General features: G+C 72.1%; 10 protein-coding genes. All 10 read left to right on the top strand.

Translation table 11 applies throughout. The annotated features are described in order from the left end of the window. Positions 1-56: 56 nt before the first annotated feature. The 10 genes from D0Z08_RS17920 (at position 57) to D0Z08_RS17875 (ending at position 14,681) form a co-directional block, all read left to right on the top strand. Positions 57-401, top strand: a complete 345-nt coding sequence (locus D0Z08_RS17920) for an L-rhamnose mutarotase (RefSeq protein WP_118926624.1) — start codon at positions 57-59, stop codon at positions 399-401. After that, a complete protein-coding gene (rhaI, locus tag D0Z08_RS17915) occupies positions 398-1,570 on the top strand; it encodes an L-rhamnose isomerase (RefSeq protein WP_118926623.1) in 1,173 nt (390 codons plus the stop codon). Before D0Z08_RS17920 ends, rhaI begins: the two co-directional genes overlap by 4 nt. A gap of 31 nt (positions 1,571-1,601) precedes the next feature. Next, positions 1,602-3,653 (top strand): bifunctional aldolase/short-chain dehydrogenase, encoded by a 2,052-nt coding sequence (locus D0Z08_RS17910; protein WP_118926622.1) that lies wholly within the window; start codon positions 1,602-1,604, stop codon positions 3,651-3,653. 9 nt (positions 3,654-3,662) lie between these two features. Beyond that, the gene (locus tag D0Z08_RS17905) at positions 3,663-5,138 is read left to right on the top strand and encodes a rhamnulokinase (RefSeq protein WP_118926621.1); all 1,476 of its coding nucleotides are present in this window, start codon (positions 3,663-3,665) and stop codon (positions 5,136-5,138) included. Between the two features lie 58 nt (positions 5,139-5,196). Continuing rightward, the gene (locus D0Z08_RS17900) at positions 5,197-8,286 is read left to right on the top strand and encodes a glycosyl hydrolase (RefSeq protein ID WP_118926620.1); all 3,090 of its coding nucleotides are present in this window, start codon (positions 5,197-5,199) and stop codon (positions 8,284-8,286) included. 82 nt (positions 8,287-8,368) lie between these two features. Continuing rightward, entirely contained in the window at positions 8,369-9,094 is a 726-nt protein-coding gene (locus D0Z08_RS17895; protein ID WP_118926714.1) for a (Fe-S)-binding protein, read from the top strand. Then, positions 9,091-10,521 (top strand): LutB/LldF family L-lactate oxidation iron-sulfur protein, encoded by a 1,431-nt coding sequence (locus tag D0Z08_RS17890; RefSeq protein ID WP_118926619.1) that lies wholly within the window; start codon positions 9,091-9,093, stop codon positions 10,519-10,521. The genes D0Z08_RS17895 and D0Z08_RS17890 overlap by 4 nt, the downstream gene beginning before the upstream one ends. Continuing rightward, a complete protein-coding gene (locus D0Z08_RS17885) occupies positions 10,518-11,126 on the top strand; it encodes a LutC/YkgG family protein (protein ID WP_118926618.1) in 609 nt (202 codons plus the stop codon). The genes D0Z08_RS17890 and D0Z08_RS17885 overlap by 4 nt, the downstream gene beginning before the upstream one ends. A 1-nt stretch (position 11,127) precedes the next feature. Beyond that, the gene (locus tag D0Z08_RS17880) at positions 11,128-11,361 is read left to right on the top strand and encodes a response regulator transcription factor (RefSeq protein ID WP_220454238.1); all 234 of its coding nucleotides are present in this window, start codon (positions 11,128-11,130) and stop codon (positions 11,359-11,361) included. A gap of 107 nt (positions 11,362-11,468) precedes the next feature. Further along, positions 11,469-14,681 (top strand): family 78 glycoside hydrolase catalytic domain, encoded by a 3,213-nt coding sequence (locus tag D0Z08_RS17875; RefSeq protein WP_118926617.1) that lies wholly within the window; start codon positions 11,469-11,471, stop codon positions 14,679-14,681. Positions 14,682-14,692: the final 11 nt, after the last annotated feature.

Here is a 14,692-nt window from a genome sequence, read left to right as displayed (position 1 = left end):
ACCGCTCGGAACCGACGCGTCCTCAACCACCGCAGGAACAGGGAGGCGGCACCACCATGCCCCGCTACTGCTTCACCCTCCAGGTCCGACCGGACCTGATCGAGGAGTACGCCGATCGTCACCGGGCCGTCTGGCCCGAGATGCTCGCCGCACTTGCCGAGACCGGGTGGCGCAGCTACTCCCTGTTCCTGCGGGAAGACGGGCTGCTCGTCGGGTACGTCGAGTCCGACGACCTGGCAGCAGCGCAGGAAGCCATGGACCGCACCGCGGTCAACGCCCGGTGGCAGGCGGACATGGCGCCGTACTTCATCGACCTGGAGGGCGCCCCGGACCGGGGTCTCGTCCTCCTCCGCGAGGTGTTCAACCTCGACGACCAGCTCGCAGAAAGCATCCGATCATGACGAGTCAGAGCGGCTTCGCGGCCATCGCCGAACGGCTCGAGGGCCAGGCGATCGAGCTGCCCTCGTGGGCGTTCGGCAACTCCGGCACCCGCTTCAAGGTCTTCGGTACGGCGGGGACCCCGCGCAGCGTCGAGGAGAAGATCGCTGACGCGGCGACCGTCCACCGCTTCACCGGCCTGGCTCCGAGCGTCGCCCTCCACATCCCGTGGGACAAGGTCGACGACTACGCCGCCCTCTCCCGGTTCGCCGCCGACCACGGCGTGCGCCTAGGGACCATCAACTCGAACACCTTCCAGGACGACGACTACAAGTTCGGCGCCCTGACCAACGCCGACGCCAAGAACCGGCAGAAGGCGATCGACCACCACTTCGAGTGCCTCGACGTCATGGACGCGACCGGATCGCGCGACCTCAAGATCTGGCTCGCCGACGGCAGCAACTACCCCGGGCAGGCCGACCTGCGCGGCCGGCAGGACCGGCTGGCGGACTCGCTCGCGACGATCTACGAGCGGCTCGGCGCCGACCAGCGGCTGGTGCTCGAGTACAAGTTCTTCGAGCCGGCGTTCTACCACACCGACGTGCCGGACTGGGGCACGTCGTACGCCCAGGTGGCCGCGCTCGGCGACCGCGCGGTCGTGTGCCTCGACACCGGCCACCACGCGCCCGGCACCAACATCGAGTTCATCGTCATGCAGCTGCTGCGGCTCGGGAAGCTCGGCTCCTTCGACTTCAACTCCCGCTTCTACGCCGACGACGACCTCATCGTCGGCGCGGCGGACCCGTTCCAGCTGTTCCGGATCCTCTTCGAGGTCATCCGGGGCGGCGGCTACGGGCCCGACAGCGAGGTCGCCTTCATGCTCGACCAGTGCCACAACGTCGAGGAGAAGATCCCCGGCCAGATCCGGTCGGTCCTCAACGTGCAGGAGATGACGGCGCGGGCGCTGCTCGTCGACGGTGACGCGCTGACGGCCGCCCAGGAGGCGGGCGACGTGCTCGGCGCCCACCAGGTCCTCATGGACGCCTTCTACACCGACGTCCGCGCCGACCTCGCCGCCTGGCGCGAGGAGCGCGGCCTGCCGGCCGACCCGATGCGCGCCTACGCCGACTCCGGCTACCAGGCCCAGATCGAGGCGGCGCGCGTCGGCGGCACCCAGCTGTCCTGGACCTGACCCTCCCTTCGGAAGACCTCAGAAAGGCATCATGACCAACCCCGCAGCGGCCGCGCTGATCGCCCGGTCCAACCGCCTCGGCGCCGACCCCAAGAACACCAACTACGCGGGCGGCAACACCTCGGCGAAGGGCACCGAGACCGACCCGGTCACCGGTGAGCCCGTCGAGCTGCTCTGGGTCAAGGGCTCCGGCGGCGACCTCGGCACCCTGACCGGGTCCGGCCTCGCCGTACTCCGCCTCGACCGGATGCGCGCGCTCGTCGACGTCTACCCGGGCGTCGACCGCGAGGACGAGATGGTCGCTGCCTTCGACTACTGCCTCCACGGCAAGGGTGGCGCCGCCCCCTCGATCGACACCGCCATGCACGGTCTCGTGGACGCGGCCCACGTCGACCACCTCCACCCCGACTCCGGCATCGCGATCGCGACCGCCGCCGACGGCGAGGCGCTCACCAAGGAGATCTTCGGCGACCGGGTCGTCTGGGTGCCGTGGCGGCGTCCCGGCTTCCAGCTCGGGCTCGACATCGCCGAGATCAAGGAGCGCAACCCGCAGGCCATCGGCTGCATCCTCGGCGGCCACGGCATCACCGCCTGGGGCGCCACCAGCGAGGAGGCCGAGGCGCACTCGCTGATGATCATCGACACCGCGGCGTCGTACGTCGAGGAGAACTCCAAGGCCGAGCCGTTCGGCCCCGCCCTCGAGGGGTACGACGCGCTCACGCCCGCCGAGCGCCGCGCGAAGGCCGCCGCCCTCGCGCCCACCATCCGCGGCATCGCGAGCGCGGACCGGCCGATGGTCGGCCACTTCACCGACTCCGAGGAGGTCCTGGACTTCCTGGCCCACGCGGAGCACCCGCGGCTCGCGGCACTGGGAACCTCCTGCCCGGACCACTTCCTGCGCACCAAGGTCAAGCCGCTCGTGCTCGACCTGCCGGCGACCGCCTCGGTCGAGGAGTCGGTCGCGCGCCTCCAGGAGCTCGCCGTCAGCTACCGCGAGGACTACCAGGCCTACTACGACCGGCACGCGACGCCGGACTCGCCGGCCATCCGTGGCAAGGACCCCCTTGTCGTCCTCGTGCCGGGTGTCGGCATGTTCAGCTTCGGCAAGGACAAGCAGACCGCGCGCGTCGCGGGGGAGTTCTACGTCAACGCGATCAACGTGATGCGCGGCGCCGAGGGGCTGTCGACGTACCAGCCGATCGACGAGGTCGAGAAGTTCCGGATCGAGTACTGGGCGCTCGAGGAGGCCAAGCTCCAGCGGATGCCGAAGCCCAAGCCGCTCGCCACCCGCGTCGCCCTCGTCACCGGCGCTGCGTCCGGCATCGGCAAGGCGACGGCCGCGAAGCTCGCGGCCGAGGGGGCCTGCGTCGTCATCGCCGACCTGTCGCTGGAGAAGGCCGAGGCCGCCGCGGCCGAGATTGCCCGATCTTCGGGAGGCGGCAGCGACGTCGCGGTCGGCGTGCAGGTCGACGTCAGCGACGCCGCTGCGGTGCAGGCGGCGGTGGATGCCGCTGTGCTCGCCTTCGGCGGGGTCGACCTCGTCGTCAACAACGCCGGTCTTTCCCTCTCGCGCTCCTTGATGGAGACGTCCGAGAAGGACTGGGACCTCCAGCACGACGTGATGGCCAAGGGCTCGTTCCTGGTCGCCAAGGCGACGGCGAAGGTGATGATCGAGCAGGGGATGGGCGGCGACATCGTCTACATCTCCAGCAAGAACTCGATCTTCGCCGGCCCCAACAACGTCGCGTACGGCGCCGCCAAGGCCGACCAGGCGCACCAGGTCCGGCTGCTGGCCGCCGAGCTCGGCCAGCACGGCATCAAGGTCAACGGCGTGAACCCCGACGGCGTCGTGCAGGGGTCCGGGATCTTCGCGAGCGGCTGGGGCGCCAACCGCGCGGCCGTCTACGGCGTGGAGGAGGAGGACCTCGGCAAGTTCTACGCCCAGCGGACGATCCTCAAGCGGGAGGTCCTGCCCGAGCACATCGCCAACGCCGTGTTCGTGCTGTGCAGCCCCGAGCTCACCCACACCACCGGCCTGCACATCCCGGTCGACGCCGGGGTGGCGGCCGCGTTCCTGCGATGACCCGCGGCCATGAGTGAGACGGTGCGGGTTGCCGCGGTCGACCTCGGGGCGACGTCCGGCCGGGTCATGTCCGGCCGGATCACCCGCGACCGGGTGGAGATCAACGAGCTGCACCGCTTCCCCAACGGGGCGGTGCGCGCAGGCGGCTCGCTGTTCTGGGACGTCCTCGGCATCTACCGCGAGACGCTCGCCGGCATCCGCGAGGTCGCCCGGACCGGGCCCCTGCACGGGGTCGGGATCGACTCATGGGCGATCGACTACGGCCTGGTGGACCGGGACGGCGCGCTGCTCGGCTCGCCGTACTCCCACCGGGACGCCCGCACCGACGGGGTCGCCGAGAAGGTCGTCGCCGAGGTGGGTGCGGCCGAGCTCTACGCCACGACCGGGATCCAGCAGCTGCCGTTCAACACGCTCTACCAGCTCGTCGCCGCGCGCGGCTCGGCCGCCCTCGAGGCGGCGGAGGCGATGCTCCTCCTGCCCGACCTGCTCGGCTACTGGCTGACCGGGGCCGCCGGCGCGGAGCGGACCAACGCTTCCACGACCCAGCTGTACGACGTCCGCACCGGCGAGTGGGCGACCGACCTGTGCCGGCGGCTCGGGATCCCGTGGGGGATCCTCCCGCCGCTGCGGGACCCCGGCTCGGTCCTCGGGCCGCTGCTGCCCGAGGTCGCGCGCGACCTGGGCGCCGCGGCCGACGTGCCGGTCGTCGCGGTCGGCTCCCACGACACGGCCTCGGCCGTCGTGGGTGTGCCTGCCGAGGGGCGCAACTTCGGCTACCTCTCCTCCGGCACCTGGTCGTTGGTCGGCCTGGAGCTGGACGCGCCGGTGCTGTCCGAGGCCGCGCGGCTCGCGGACTTCACCAACGAAGCCGGGGTCGACGGCACCGTCCGGTTCCTCAAGAACGTCACCGGGCTCTGGGTGCTCTCCGAGTCGCTGCGCTCGTGGTCGGAGCGGCGCTACCAGGACGTCGAGCTCCGGTCGCTCATCGAGGCCGCGGCCGACTTCCCTCCGTTGCGGAGCATCGTCGACATCAACGACCCGCGCCTGCTCGCGCCCAGCACCGCGGCCGACCCGATGCCCGAACGAGTGGCGGCGCTCGCCGCCGAGGCCGGGGAACAGGTCCCGCACTCACCGGTCGCCATCGCCCGCTGCATCGTCGACAGCCTCGCCGTCGCCTACCGGCGGCACCTGCGGACCGCGACCGAGCTGGCCGGTGTCTCGCCCGAGGTCCTGCACGTCGTCGGCGGCGGCTCGCAGAACGAGGTGCTCTGCCAGCTCACCGCCGACGCCTGCGGACTGCCGGTCGTGGCCGGCCCGGTCGAGGCGGCCGCGCTCGGCAACGTGCTCGTCCAGGGCCGCAGCCTGGGCGCCGACCTGCCCGACCTGGCGGCGATGCGCGACCTCGTCCGCCGGTCCTACGACGTCCGCCGCTACCAGCCCCGCGAGGGGCTCGACTGGGCGGCCGCGGAGGCACGCATCCGCTGAGCCCGCCGTACCCATCTCTCCCTTCCTCCCCCCACCCCTCCTCCCGGAAGGTCGCACGATGACCGAACCCACGCCCGGCGCCCGCCTCAACCGACGCTCGCTCTTCGGAGCAGCTGCCGCGACCATCGGTACGGCTGCCGTGGTCGGTGCGGCCGGCTCCGCCGTGCCCCCGGCCCGCGCCGCGGCCGTCCTCAGCGGCGGCCTGCCGGAGGAGCTGGCGAAGACCTTCCGCAAGCCCGGGACCGCGACCGCCGCCGGCTTCCGCTGGTGGTGGCCGCATGGCCTGGTCGATCCCGCGGAGATCGCCCGCGAGGTCGACCAGGTCGCGGACGCCGGGTTCGGCGTGCTCGAGGTCGCCGACGTCACCCACAGCCTGCGGGCACGCAACATCGAGATCGACACCGCTTCGCACGGCTGGGGCACCGCGCCGTGGGTCGCCGGCGTGAAGGCCGCGCTGACGCGGGCCGCCCAGCGCGGCGTCCGGATCGACATCACCGTCGGTCCTTCCTGGCCGGCCGCCGTCTCCACGATCACGCCCGACGACGACGCGGCCTGCACCGAGCTGGTGCACGGGCAGGCGATGGTCGCCGCAGGCGCGACGTACGACGCGGCGCTGCCCGAGCCCGTGGTCGAGGCCGCGTCGGGCGTGACCCGCGCCGAGCTGGTCACCGTGCAGGCCCACCGGGTGACGGGCTACGTCCGCGACCGCAACGGCAACGTCACCAGCACCATCCTCGACCCGTCGTCGTACGTCGACCTGACCGGGTCAGTCGCCGACGAGCACGTCACCTGGACCGCCCCCGCCGACCCCTCCGGCGCGACCTGGGTCCTGCTCGCGACCTGGCGCCGCGGGTCCGGGCAGGAGCCCGAGGCCGGTCCGCACACGTCCCCGCGGTCCTACGTCGTCGACCACTTCAGCAGCCGCGGCGCCGCTGCGCTCATCGACCTGTGGGAACGCCGGGTGCTCGACGGCGAGCTGCGGGCGCTGCTGCGGTCGGCGGGCGGCAACCTCTTCGAGGACTCGCTCGAGATCGAGACCGACGCGACCATCTGGACCGCGGACTTCCTCGACGAGTTCGAGACCAGCCGCGCCTACGACCTGCGCCCGTGGCTGCCGGTGGTGCTCGAGAAGGACGAGAAGTACCAGTTCGTGCTCGCCGCGGCCGACCCCGCGACGGCGGACACGCTGCGCACCAACGAGATCCGTGACGACTACAACCAGGTGCTCTCGGACCTCTACCTCGACCACCACCTCCGGCCGCTCCAGGACTTCGCCCGCGGCCTCGGCATGGGCATCCGGATCCAGCCCTACGGCCTGGAGACCGACACCATGCAGCACGCCGGCATCGTCGACGTGCCCGAGACCGAGTCGCTCGGGTTCAAGAACCTCGACGACTACCGGGTGATGGCCGCGGGGCGGGACCTCGCCGGCCGCAAGGTCCTCTCGTGCGAGGCGATCTGCTACAACGGCGCCGCCTACAACACCACCTGGGGTGCCAACAGCGTCAGCCCGACCGCGCAGAACCAGGCGCTGTTCACCATCAACAGCATCTTCGTCGCCGGGGTGAACCAGCTGATGATCCACGGCTTCCCCTACGCCCAGGCGCCGGACGTCACCTGGCCGGGCTTCGCGGCGTTCTCGCCGTACTACAACGGCGCGATCGGGTTCGGCGAGGCCTGGGGGCCGCGCACCCCGCAGTGGCAGCACCTGCCCGGGATCGCGGCGTACCTCGCCCGCAACCAGCTGGTGCTGCAGACCGGGGCTGCGAAGTACGACGTCGCGTTCTGGCGCCACAAGGGGTGGGCGTCGACCGGCATCGGGCCGCAGTGGATCACCAACAACGGCACCAAGCTCGGCTGGTCGCACTCGTTCCTGAGCGCCTCCCTGCTCGAGTTCGAGGCCGCGGTCGTGCGCGACGGGCGGCTGGCCCCGGACGGGCCGGGCTACAAGGCGCTCGTCGTCGGACCCGACTCCTTGCGCAGCAACGCCGTGACCATGGACGTCGACGGCGCCCGGCGGATCCTCGCGCTCGGTCGGGCGGGGCTCCCGATCGTGCTGATCGGCAGCTGGGCGGCGGTCACGCCCGCGGGTCGTCACGACGCGGCCGACGTCGCCGAGGTGCGCAGCCTGATGGAGCAGGTGGCTGCGCTCGGCACCACGCGCACCGTCCCCGAGGCAGAGGTCGGTACGGCGCTCGCCGCCCTCGGCGTCGTACGCGACGTCGAGCACGCCGACTCCACGCTGATGCACGTACGGCGGGTCTCCGGGGACATCGACGTCTACTACCTCGCCAACGCCCGCCACGCCGAGAACAGGCGTCTCAACCGGGTCACCCAGGACGTGTGGCTGACCGCGACCAGCCCGAGGGCCGTGCCGTGGCTGCTCGACGCATGGAGCGGTGAGGTCACGCGGGTCGCGGCGTACGAACGCAGTGGCAGCCGGGTGCGGGTGCGGGTCGACCTCGTGCCGGGGCAGTCGACGATCGTGGTGCTCGCAGACCCCGGCGACGACCCGACCCGGACGATGCTGCAGGGAGCCGGTCAGGAGTTCGTCCTGCACGGCACCCGGCCGGCGCTGCGGACGACGACCGCCGGCACCCACCAGGTCACCTGGACCGGGGGCCGGACGACGAGGACCCGCGTCGACCGGGTGCGGGAGCCGGTGACCCCCACGACCTGGACGCTGGAGCTGGAGGACTGGCGACCCGCCGACCCGGCGGACCCGAAGAACCTCGCGACCACCAAGGACATCCACCGCGTCGACCTCGCCGCCCTGCAGTCCTGGTCCAAGGTGACCGGCCTGGAGGACGTCGCGGGCATCGGCCGCTACCGCACGGTGGTCGACCTCGGCGCGGACTGGACCGAGGACGACGGCGCGGTGCTGGAGCTCGGCGAGGTCAACGACACCTTCGTGGTGCGGGTGAACGGCGAGCAGCTGCCGCCCTGCGACCCGCTCGACCCGACCATCGACCTGGGTCACCGGCTGCTGCCCGGGCGCAACGAGGTCGAGGTCGAGGTCGCCTCGACCCTCCTCAACCGGCTCCGCGTCGTGACCCCGTCCGTCTACGGCGTCGCGACCCGGCAGAGCTACGGACTGACCGGCCCGGTGCGGCTGGTCCCGTACGTCGACAAGGTGGTGCCCGGCTGAGGGGCCCCAGGACAGGCATGATCGGGAGGGGCCCGTCGGGTCCCGCGAGAGAGGAGAGGCCGGCAGCGTGCGAGTCGCCCTGATGGTCACGTGCGTGAACGACGCGATGTTCCCGGGCACGGGCGCGGCCGTCGTACGGCTCCTGCGACGGCTCGGCGTCGACGTCGACTTCCCGGAGGCCCAGACCTGCTGCGCGCAGCCGATGGTCAACACCGGCTACCTCGACGAGGCGGTGCCGGTGGTGCGGACCTTCGTCGACGCCTTCGAGGGGTACGACGCCATCGTGACGCCGTCCGGGTCGTGCGCGGGGTCGGTGCGCCACCAGCACCGGCTGGTCGCGCAGCGGTCCGGTGACGCCGGGCTCGAGCGGGCAGTCGCGGCCACCTCGCCGCGCACTTACGAGCTGACCGAGTTCCTCGTCGACGTGCTCGGCGTGACCGATGTCGGCGCCTACTTCCCGCACCGGGTGACCTACCACCCCACCTGCCACTCGCTCCGGATGCTGGGCGTCGGCGATCGGCCGCGGCGCCTGCTCGAGGACGTGCGCGGACTGCGACTGGTCGACCTCCCGCACGCCGAGGAGTGCTGCGGCTTCGGCGGGACGTTCGCCGTGAAGAACGCGGACACGTCGATCGCGATGGGGTCCGACAAGGCGCGGCACGTGCGCGAGACGGGCGCAGAGGTGCTCGTCGCCGGCGACAACTCCTGCCTGATGCACATCGGCGGCCTGCTCTCCCGGGGCCGCGCCGGGGTGCGGGTGATGCACCTCGCCGAGATCCTCGCCTCGACCGAGGGCGACGCCCGATGACGCACACCTTCGTCGGCATGCCGCCCTTCCCCACCGCCGCGCGGGCGGCGCTGGCGGACACCCAGCTGCGGCACAACCTCGCCCATGCCACCGCGACCATCCGTGGGAAACGGGCGAGGGTCGTCGACGAGGTCGAGAACTGGGAGGAGCTGCGGCTGGCCGGCGCAGCCGTGAAGGACCGGGCGCTGCGGGGTCTCGACGAGCACCTGGTGCAGCTCGAGGAGTCGCTCACCGCCCGTGGTGCGACGGTCCACTGGGCGCGCGACGCCGACGAGGCCAACCAGGTCGTGATCGAGGTCGCGCAGCGGCACGGCGTCGACGAGGTCGTCAAGGTCAAGTCGATGGTCACCCAGGAGATCGGGCTCAACGAGGCGCTCCAGGCCGAGGGGATCGCGGCGTGGGAGACCGACCTGGCCGAGCTGATCGTGCAGCTCGGCGGCGACCTACCGAGCCACATCCTGGTGCCGGCGATCCACCGCAACCGTGCGGAGATCCGCGACATCTTCCGCCGCCGGATGGGCGAGGTGGGCCGCGCGGCGCCGGCCGACCTGACCGACGAGCCGGCCGTCCTCGCGGCTGCGGCGCGGGCGCACCTGCGCGAGAAGTTCCTCCGCGCCCGGATGGCCGTGTCGGGTGCGAACTTCGCGGTCGCGGACACCGGGACCCTCGTCGTCGTCGAGTCGGAGGGCAACGGCCGGATGTGCCTCACCCTCCCCGAGGTGCTGGTGAGCGTGGTCGGCATCGAGAAGGTGGTGCCCAGCTGGGCCGAGCTCGATCCGCTGCTGCGGCTGCTGCCGCGGTCGTCGACGGGGGAGCGGATGAACCCCTACACGTCCACCTGGAGCGGCGTCACGCCCGGCGACGGCCCGCAGGAGGTGCACGTCGTGCTCCTCGACAACGGCCGGACGCGCGCCCTCGCCGACGACGTCGGCCGCCAGGCGCTGCGCTGCATCCGGTGCTCCGCCTGCCTCAACGTCTGCCCGGTCTACGAGCGGGTCGGCGGGCATGCCTACGGCTCGGTCTACCCGGGCCCGATCGGTGCGATCCTCAACCCGCTGCTGAAGGGGACCGGCGACCCGCAGACGGACTCCCTGCCCTACGCCTCGACGCTGTGCGGGGCGTGCTTCGAGGCGTGTCCGGTGCTCATCGACATCCCCGAGGTGCTGGTGCACCTGCGCTCGAAGGTCGTGGACGGTCACCGCGAGGACCGGGTGCCCAAACCGGAGGCGGTCGCGATGAAGTCGGCGGCGTGGACCTTCTCCCGCGGCGGCCGGCTGCGGCTGGCCGAGCGGCTCACCGGCGTGGGCGTCGGGGTGGGACGGAGGCTCGGTGCGTCGAGGTGGACGTCGGCCCGCGACCTGCCGAAGGCGCCGCCGGAGTCGTTCCGTGCCTGGTGGCGCCGGACCGACGGGAGGCTCGACCCATGAGCGCCCGGGACGACATCCTCGGCCGGGTGCGCAGCGCGCTGGCCGCCGTCGAGCCCGACCCGGCGCCGGTCACCGCCCCGCCCGGCACCCGGGTGGCCGACCTGGTCGCGCACTTCGCCGAGCGGGTGGCGGACTACCGCGCGACAGTCGTGCACTGCGCGGCCGGAGACGTCGCCGGGACGGTGGCGGCGGCGCTCCCGGCAGGGGCCCGCGTCGTCGTACCGCCGGGGCTGCCGGACGACCTCCGCAGCGCCCTCGCCGATGTCATCGTTGACGACGGCCTGTCGGCCGACGCTCTCGACGCGATGGACGCGGTCGTCACCTGCTGCCGGGTCGCGATCGCCGAGACCGGCACCATCGTGCTCGACCACGCGCCCGACCAGGGACGGCGGGCGGTCACGCTCGTCCCGGACCGGCACGTGTGCGTGGTCCGGGCCGACCAGGTCGTCGCCGACGTCGCCGACGCGCTCGCCGTGCTCGACCCGGGCCGGCCGCTCACCTGGATCAGCGGCCCCAGCGCGACGAGCGACATCGAGCTCGACCGGGTCGAGGGCGTGCACGGCCCGCGGGTCCTGCACGTGATCGTGGTAGGGGAGGCCGGCTGACGTGATCGACCAGCGGCGGAGGAACCAGTGCGGGAAGCCCGGCTGGCGGCCGAGCGACCTCGACGTCGAGATCCTGCGGCTGCTGTCCCGTGGCCACACGACCGACGCGATCGCCCGCAGGGTGGGCGTCTCGGAGCGCACCGTACGGCGCCGGTTGCGTGCCATCGCGGACGAGCTCGGCGTGGAGTCCTCGATCGAGGCGGTCGTCCACGCCGTGCGGACGGGGCTGATCTGACCGGAGCCGACCGCCTCCGACTGGCCGGATCCGGTCAAAGGCTTGTGACTGCTGTCACTCCCTCCCTACCGTGGGCTTGAATCGTTTCAGACCCCTAGGAGTCCTGAATGCCCGGCATCCGCCGCTCCCCGCTCGCCGTCGCACTCCTGCTGATCGCGGCGCTGCTCCTGGTCGCGATGCCGTCGTCACCCGCGACGTCCGCGGCAACGGCCGCGATCCCGTCCGGCCTCACGGTGGAACAGCGCACCGCGCCGTCGGACGTCGACGACCTGACCGGCCCGATCCTCGGCTGGCACGTGCCGTCGGCCCGCCAGTCCGCCTACCAGGTGCAGGTCGCCACCTCACGGGCGGGGCTGGTCTCCGGAAACCTGGTCTGGGACTCCCGCAAGGTGGCGTCGGCCGCGAGCACGAACGTCCCGTACGCCGGCCCGGCGCTCACGCACGGCGAGGGCTACGAGTGGCGGGTCCGCACCTGGAGCGGCGACGGCAGGGTCTCGCCCTGGTCGCTCCCCGCGCACTTCGGTACGGCGATCGGCGACGACTGGGGCGACAGCAGGCCGATCTGGCTCGGCGCCCCGGCGTCACTCGGGTGGAGCGGTTACACCCTCGAGGCGACATTCTCGATCACCACGCAGAACGCGACGGTCGTCTTCAACGCCCAGGACGCCGACAACTACCTGATGTGGCAGTTCCGCGGCGACGGGGTCAACCAGCTCGCGCCGCACCAGCGGGTCAACGGCACGTTCACCCAGCTCAAGGCCGTCCCGCTCGGGGTGAGCCTGCAGCGCGGAACCGACTACCGGATCCGGATCGAGGTGTCCGGCTCGACCGTGCGCACCTACCTCGACGAGACCCTGGTCGACACCACCGAGGGCGTCCGCTTCACCAGCGGCAGCATCGGCTTCCGCACCGGAGGCAGCGAGCGCAGCACCTGGGACGACCTCACCGTGACCGGTGCCGACGGCGCCGCCCTCTACGGCAACGACTTCGAGGCGCCGAGCACCGACTTCCCCTGCGGGACCGTCTCCGGCGGGCGGCTCGCGATCGGCACCGGCCAGAACTGCGTGTACGGCGTCGGCAGCACCGACTGGGCCTTCCTGCGCGGCGAGTTCGCGACCGCACCCGGCAAGGAGGTCGCCTGGGCGACCGCATTCGCCACCGGCTCGTCGCCCGAGCCCGGCCGGCAGTACGTCTACAAGCTCTGGCTCAACGGCCGGTTCGTCGGCCTCGGCCCGACCCGGTCGATCAGCACCGAGACCCGCTACGACGGATTCGATGTCACCGACCTGGTCCGTGAGGGCGGCGCGAACGCGCTCGGAGCGCTGGCCTGGACGACCCGCGACAAGCGGTTCCAGGCCCAGGTCGTGGTGGAGTACGTCGACGGCAGCCGCCAGACCTTCGGCACCGGCGAGCACTGGACCACGCTGCCCGGCGCCTCGGTCTTCCCCTCGGCCGGCTCGATCGGCACCCAGTACTTCACCGCGCCGAAGGAGAACCTCCAGGCGGCGGCGTACCCAGCCGGCTTCGACAGCCCCGGGTTCGACGACAGCAGCTGGCAGCCGGCCACGCCGAAGGCGCAGTACGACGCCCTCGTGGCGACGCCGACCGACAAGGTGGCCCAGCGCCTCGAGCTGCCGGTCGAGGTGGTCGAGAAGGTGCCCGGGCACTACTTCGTGGACTACGGCCGGACCTGGGTCGGCGGCGTCAGCCTCGACCTGACCGGGACTGCCGGCCAGGTGGTCGACCTGAGGTTCGGCGAGGAGCTCTCCGCACCCCGGACCGTGCGCTACGCGATGCGCACCGGCAACACCTACCAGGACAGGTGGACGCTCGTGGACGGGCCGCAGCACCTGGAGACGTGGGGCATGCGGGTGTTCCGCTACCTCGAGGTGATCGGCGCCCCGCCCGGGCTGACGGCGGCGGACTTCCCGGCGCTCGCGCAGGTCTACCCGTTCGACACCAGCGCGGCCGTGTTCAGCTCGTCCGACGACGCTCTCAACCAGGTCTGGCAGCTGTCGCGCAACACAGTGGAAGCGACCAACCACAACCTCTACGTCGACTCGTGGACCCGCGAGCGCGAGCCCTACGAGGCCGACAGCTACCTGCAGATGATGGCCAACTTCTTCACCTCGTCGGACCCGACGCTCGGCAACTACTCGATCGACTACCTGCTCACCCGGCGCACGTGGCCGACGGAGTGGCCGATGTACACGATCCTCGCGATGCACGACAGCTTCCAGCAGACCGGTGACGTGGCCCAGCTCGAGCGGAGCTACGACCAGCTGGTGCAGAAGCTGCCGAGCGAGTGGGTCGAGCAGGAGACCGGCCTGATCCGCAAGGACTTCCGCTCGAACGGCTGCAGCAGCCAGACCGACTGCGACATCGTCGACTGGCCGTCCTCCGAGCGCGACGGCTACGTCTTCCGGCCGTACAACACCGTCATCAACGCGCTCGGCTACCGCAGCTTCATGGACATGGCCGCGATCGCCGAGGCGCTCGGCAAGGACGCGGACGCCGCGTCGTTCCGGGTCACCGGCGATCGGCTCCGCACCGCGATCAACGAGCGGCTGTGGGACGACGCCAAGGGCGCCTACCGCGACGGGCTCAACGCCGACCGCACCCCGGTGGACCACTGGGCGGTCCACGCCAGCGTCTTCGCCAGCGCGTTCGGGGTGCCGGACGCCGCCCGCGCCGCGCGTGCCGCGGACTACGTCGGCTCCCGCGGCATGCAGTGCAGCGTCTACTGCGCGGCGTTCCTCATCGAGTCGCTCTACAACGGCGACCGCTCGGACCTGGCCTACCAGCTGCTGACCAGTACCGGGACGCGCAGCTGGCTGAACATGATCAACGACGGCGCCGGCGCGACCGGCGAGGCCTGGGACGCGTCGCTGAAGTCCAACATGACCTACTCCCACCCGTGGGCCGCTTCGCCGGCGTACAACGTCCCGCAGGGGATGTTCGGGATCCGTCCCACCACACCGGGATACGGCGCGTTCGCCGTACGGCCGCAGCCGCAGGCGGTCGACTGGGCGAGCGTGACGCTGCCGACCCTGAAGGGCGGCATCGGCGCGGCGTTCCACAGCGTCGACGGCCGCACCGACGTCGGCGTCTCCGTGCCCGGCAACACTGTCGCCGCGGTGCACGTCCCGGCCGGCGAGACCACCGCGGACGTCGTGTACGTCGACGGCCGGGCAACCTCGGCGGTTCGCGAGCGCGGCTACCTGCGCGTCGACGGCGTGCCCACCGGGTGCCACGTCCTGAGCACCGCGCCCGGCGGCGGACCGAAGGACGACGACCGGCTGACCTCGATCTGTCACTGACCCACTCATCA

Source organism: Nocardioides immobilis, from assembly GCF_003515065.1.
GTDB lineage: Bacteria > Actinomycetota > Actinomycetes > Propionibacteriales > Nocardioidaceae > Nocardioides > Nocardioides immobilis.
This window is presented reverse-complemented; position numbering and strand designations above follow the sequence as displayed.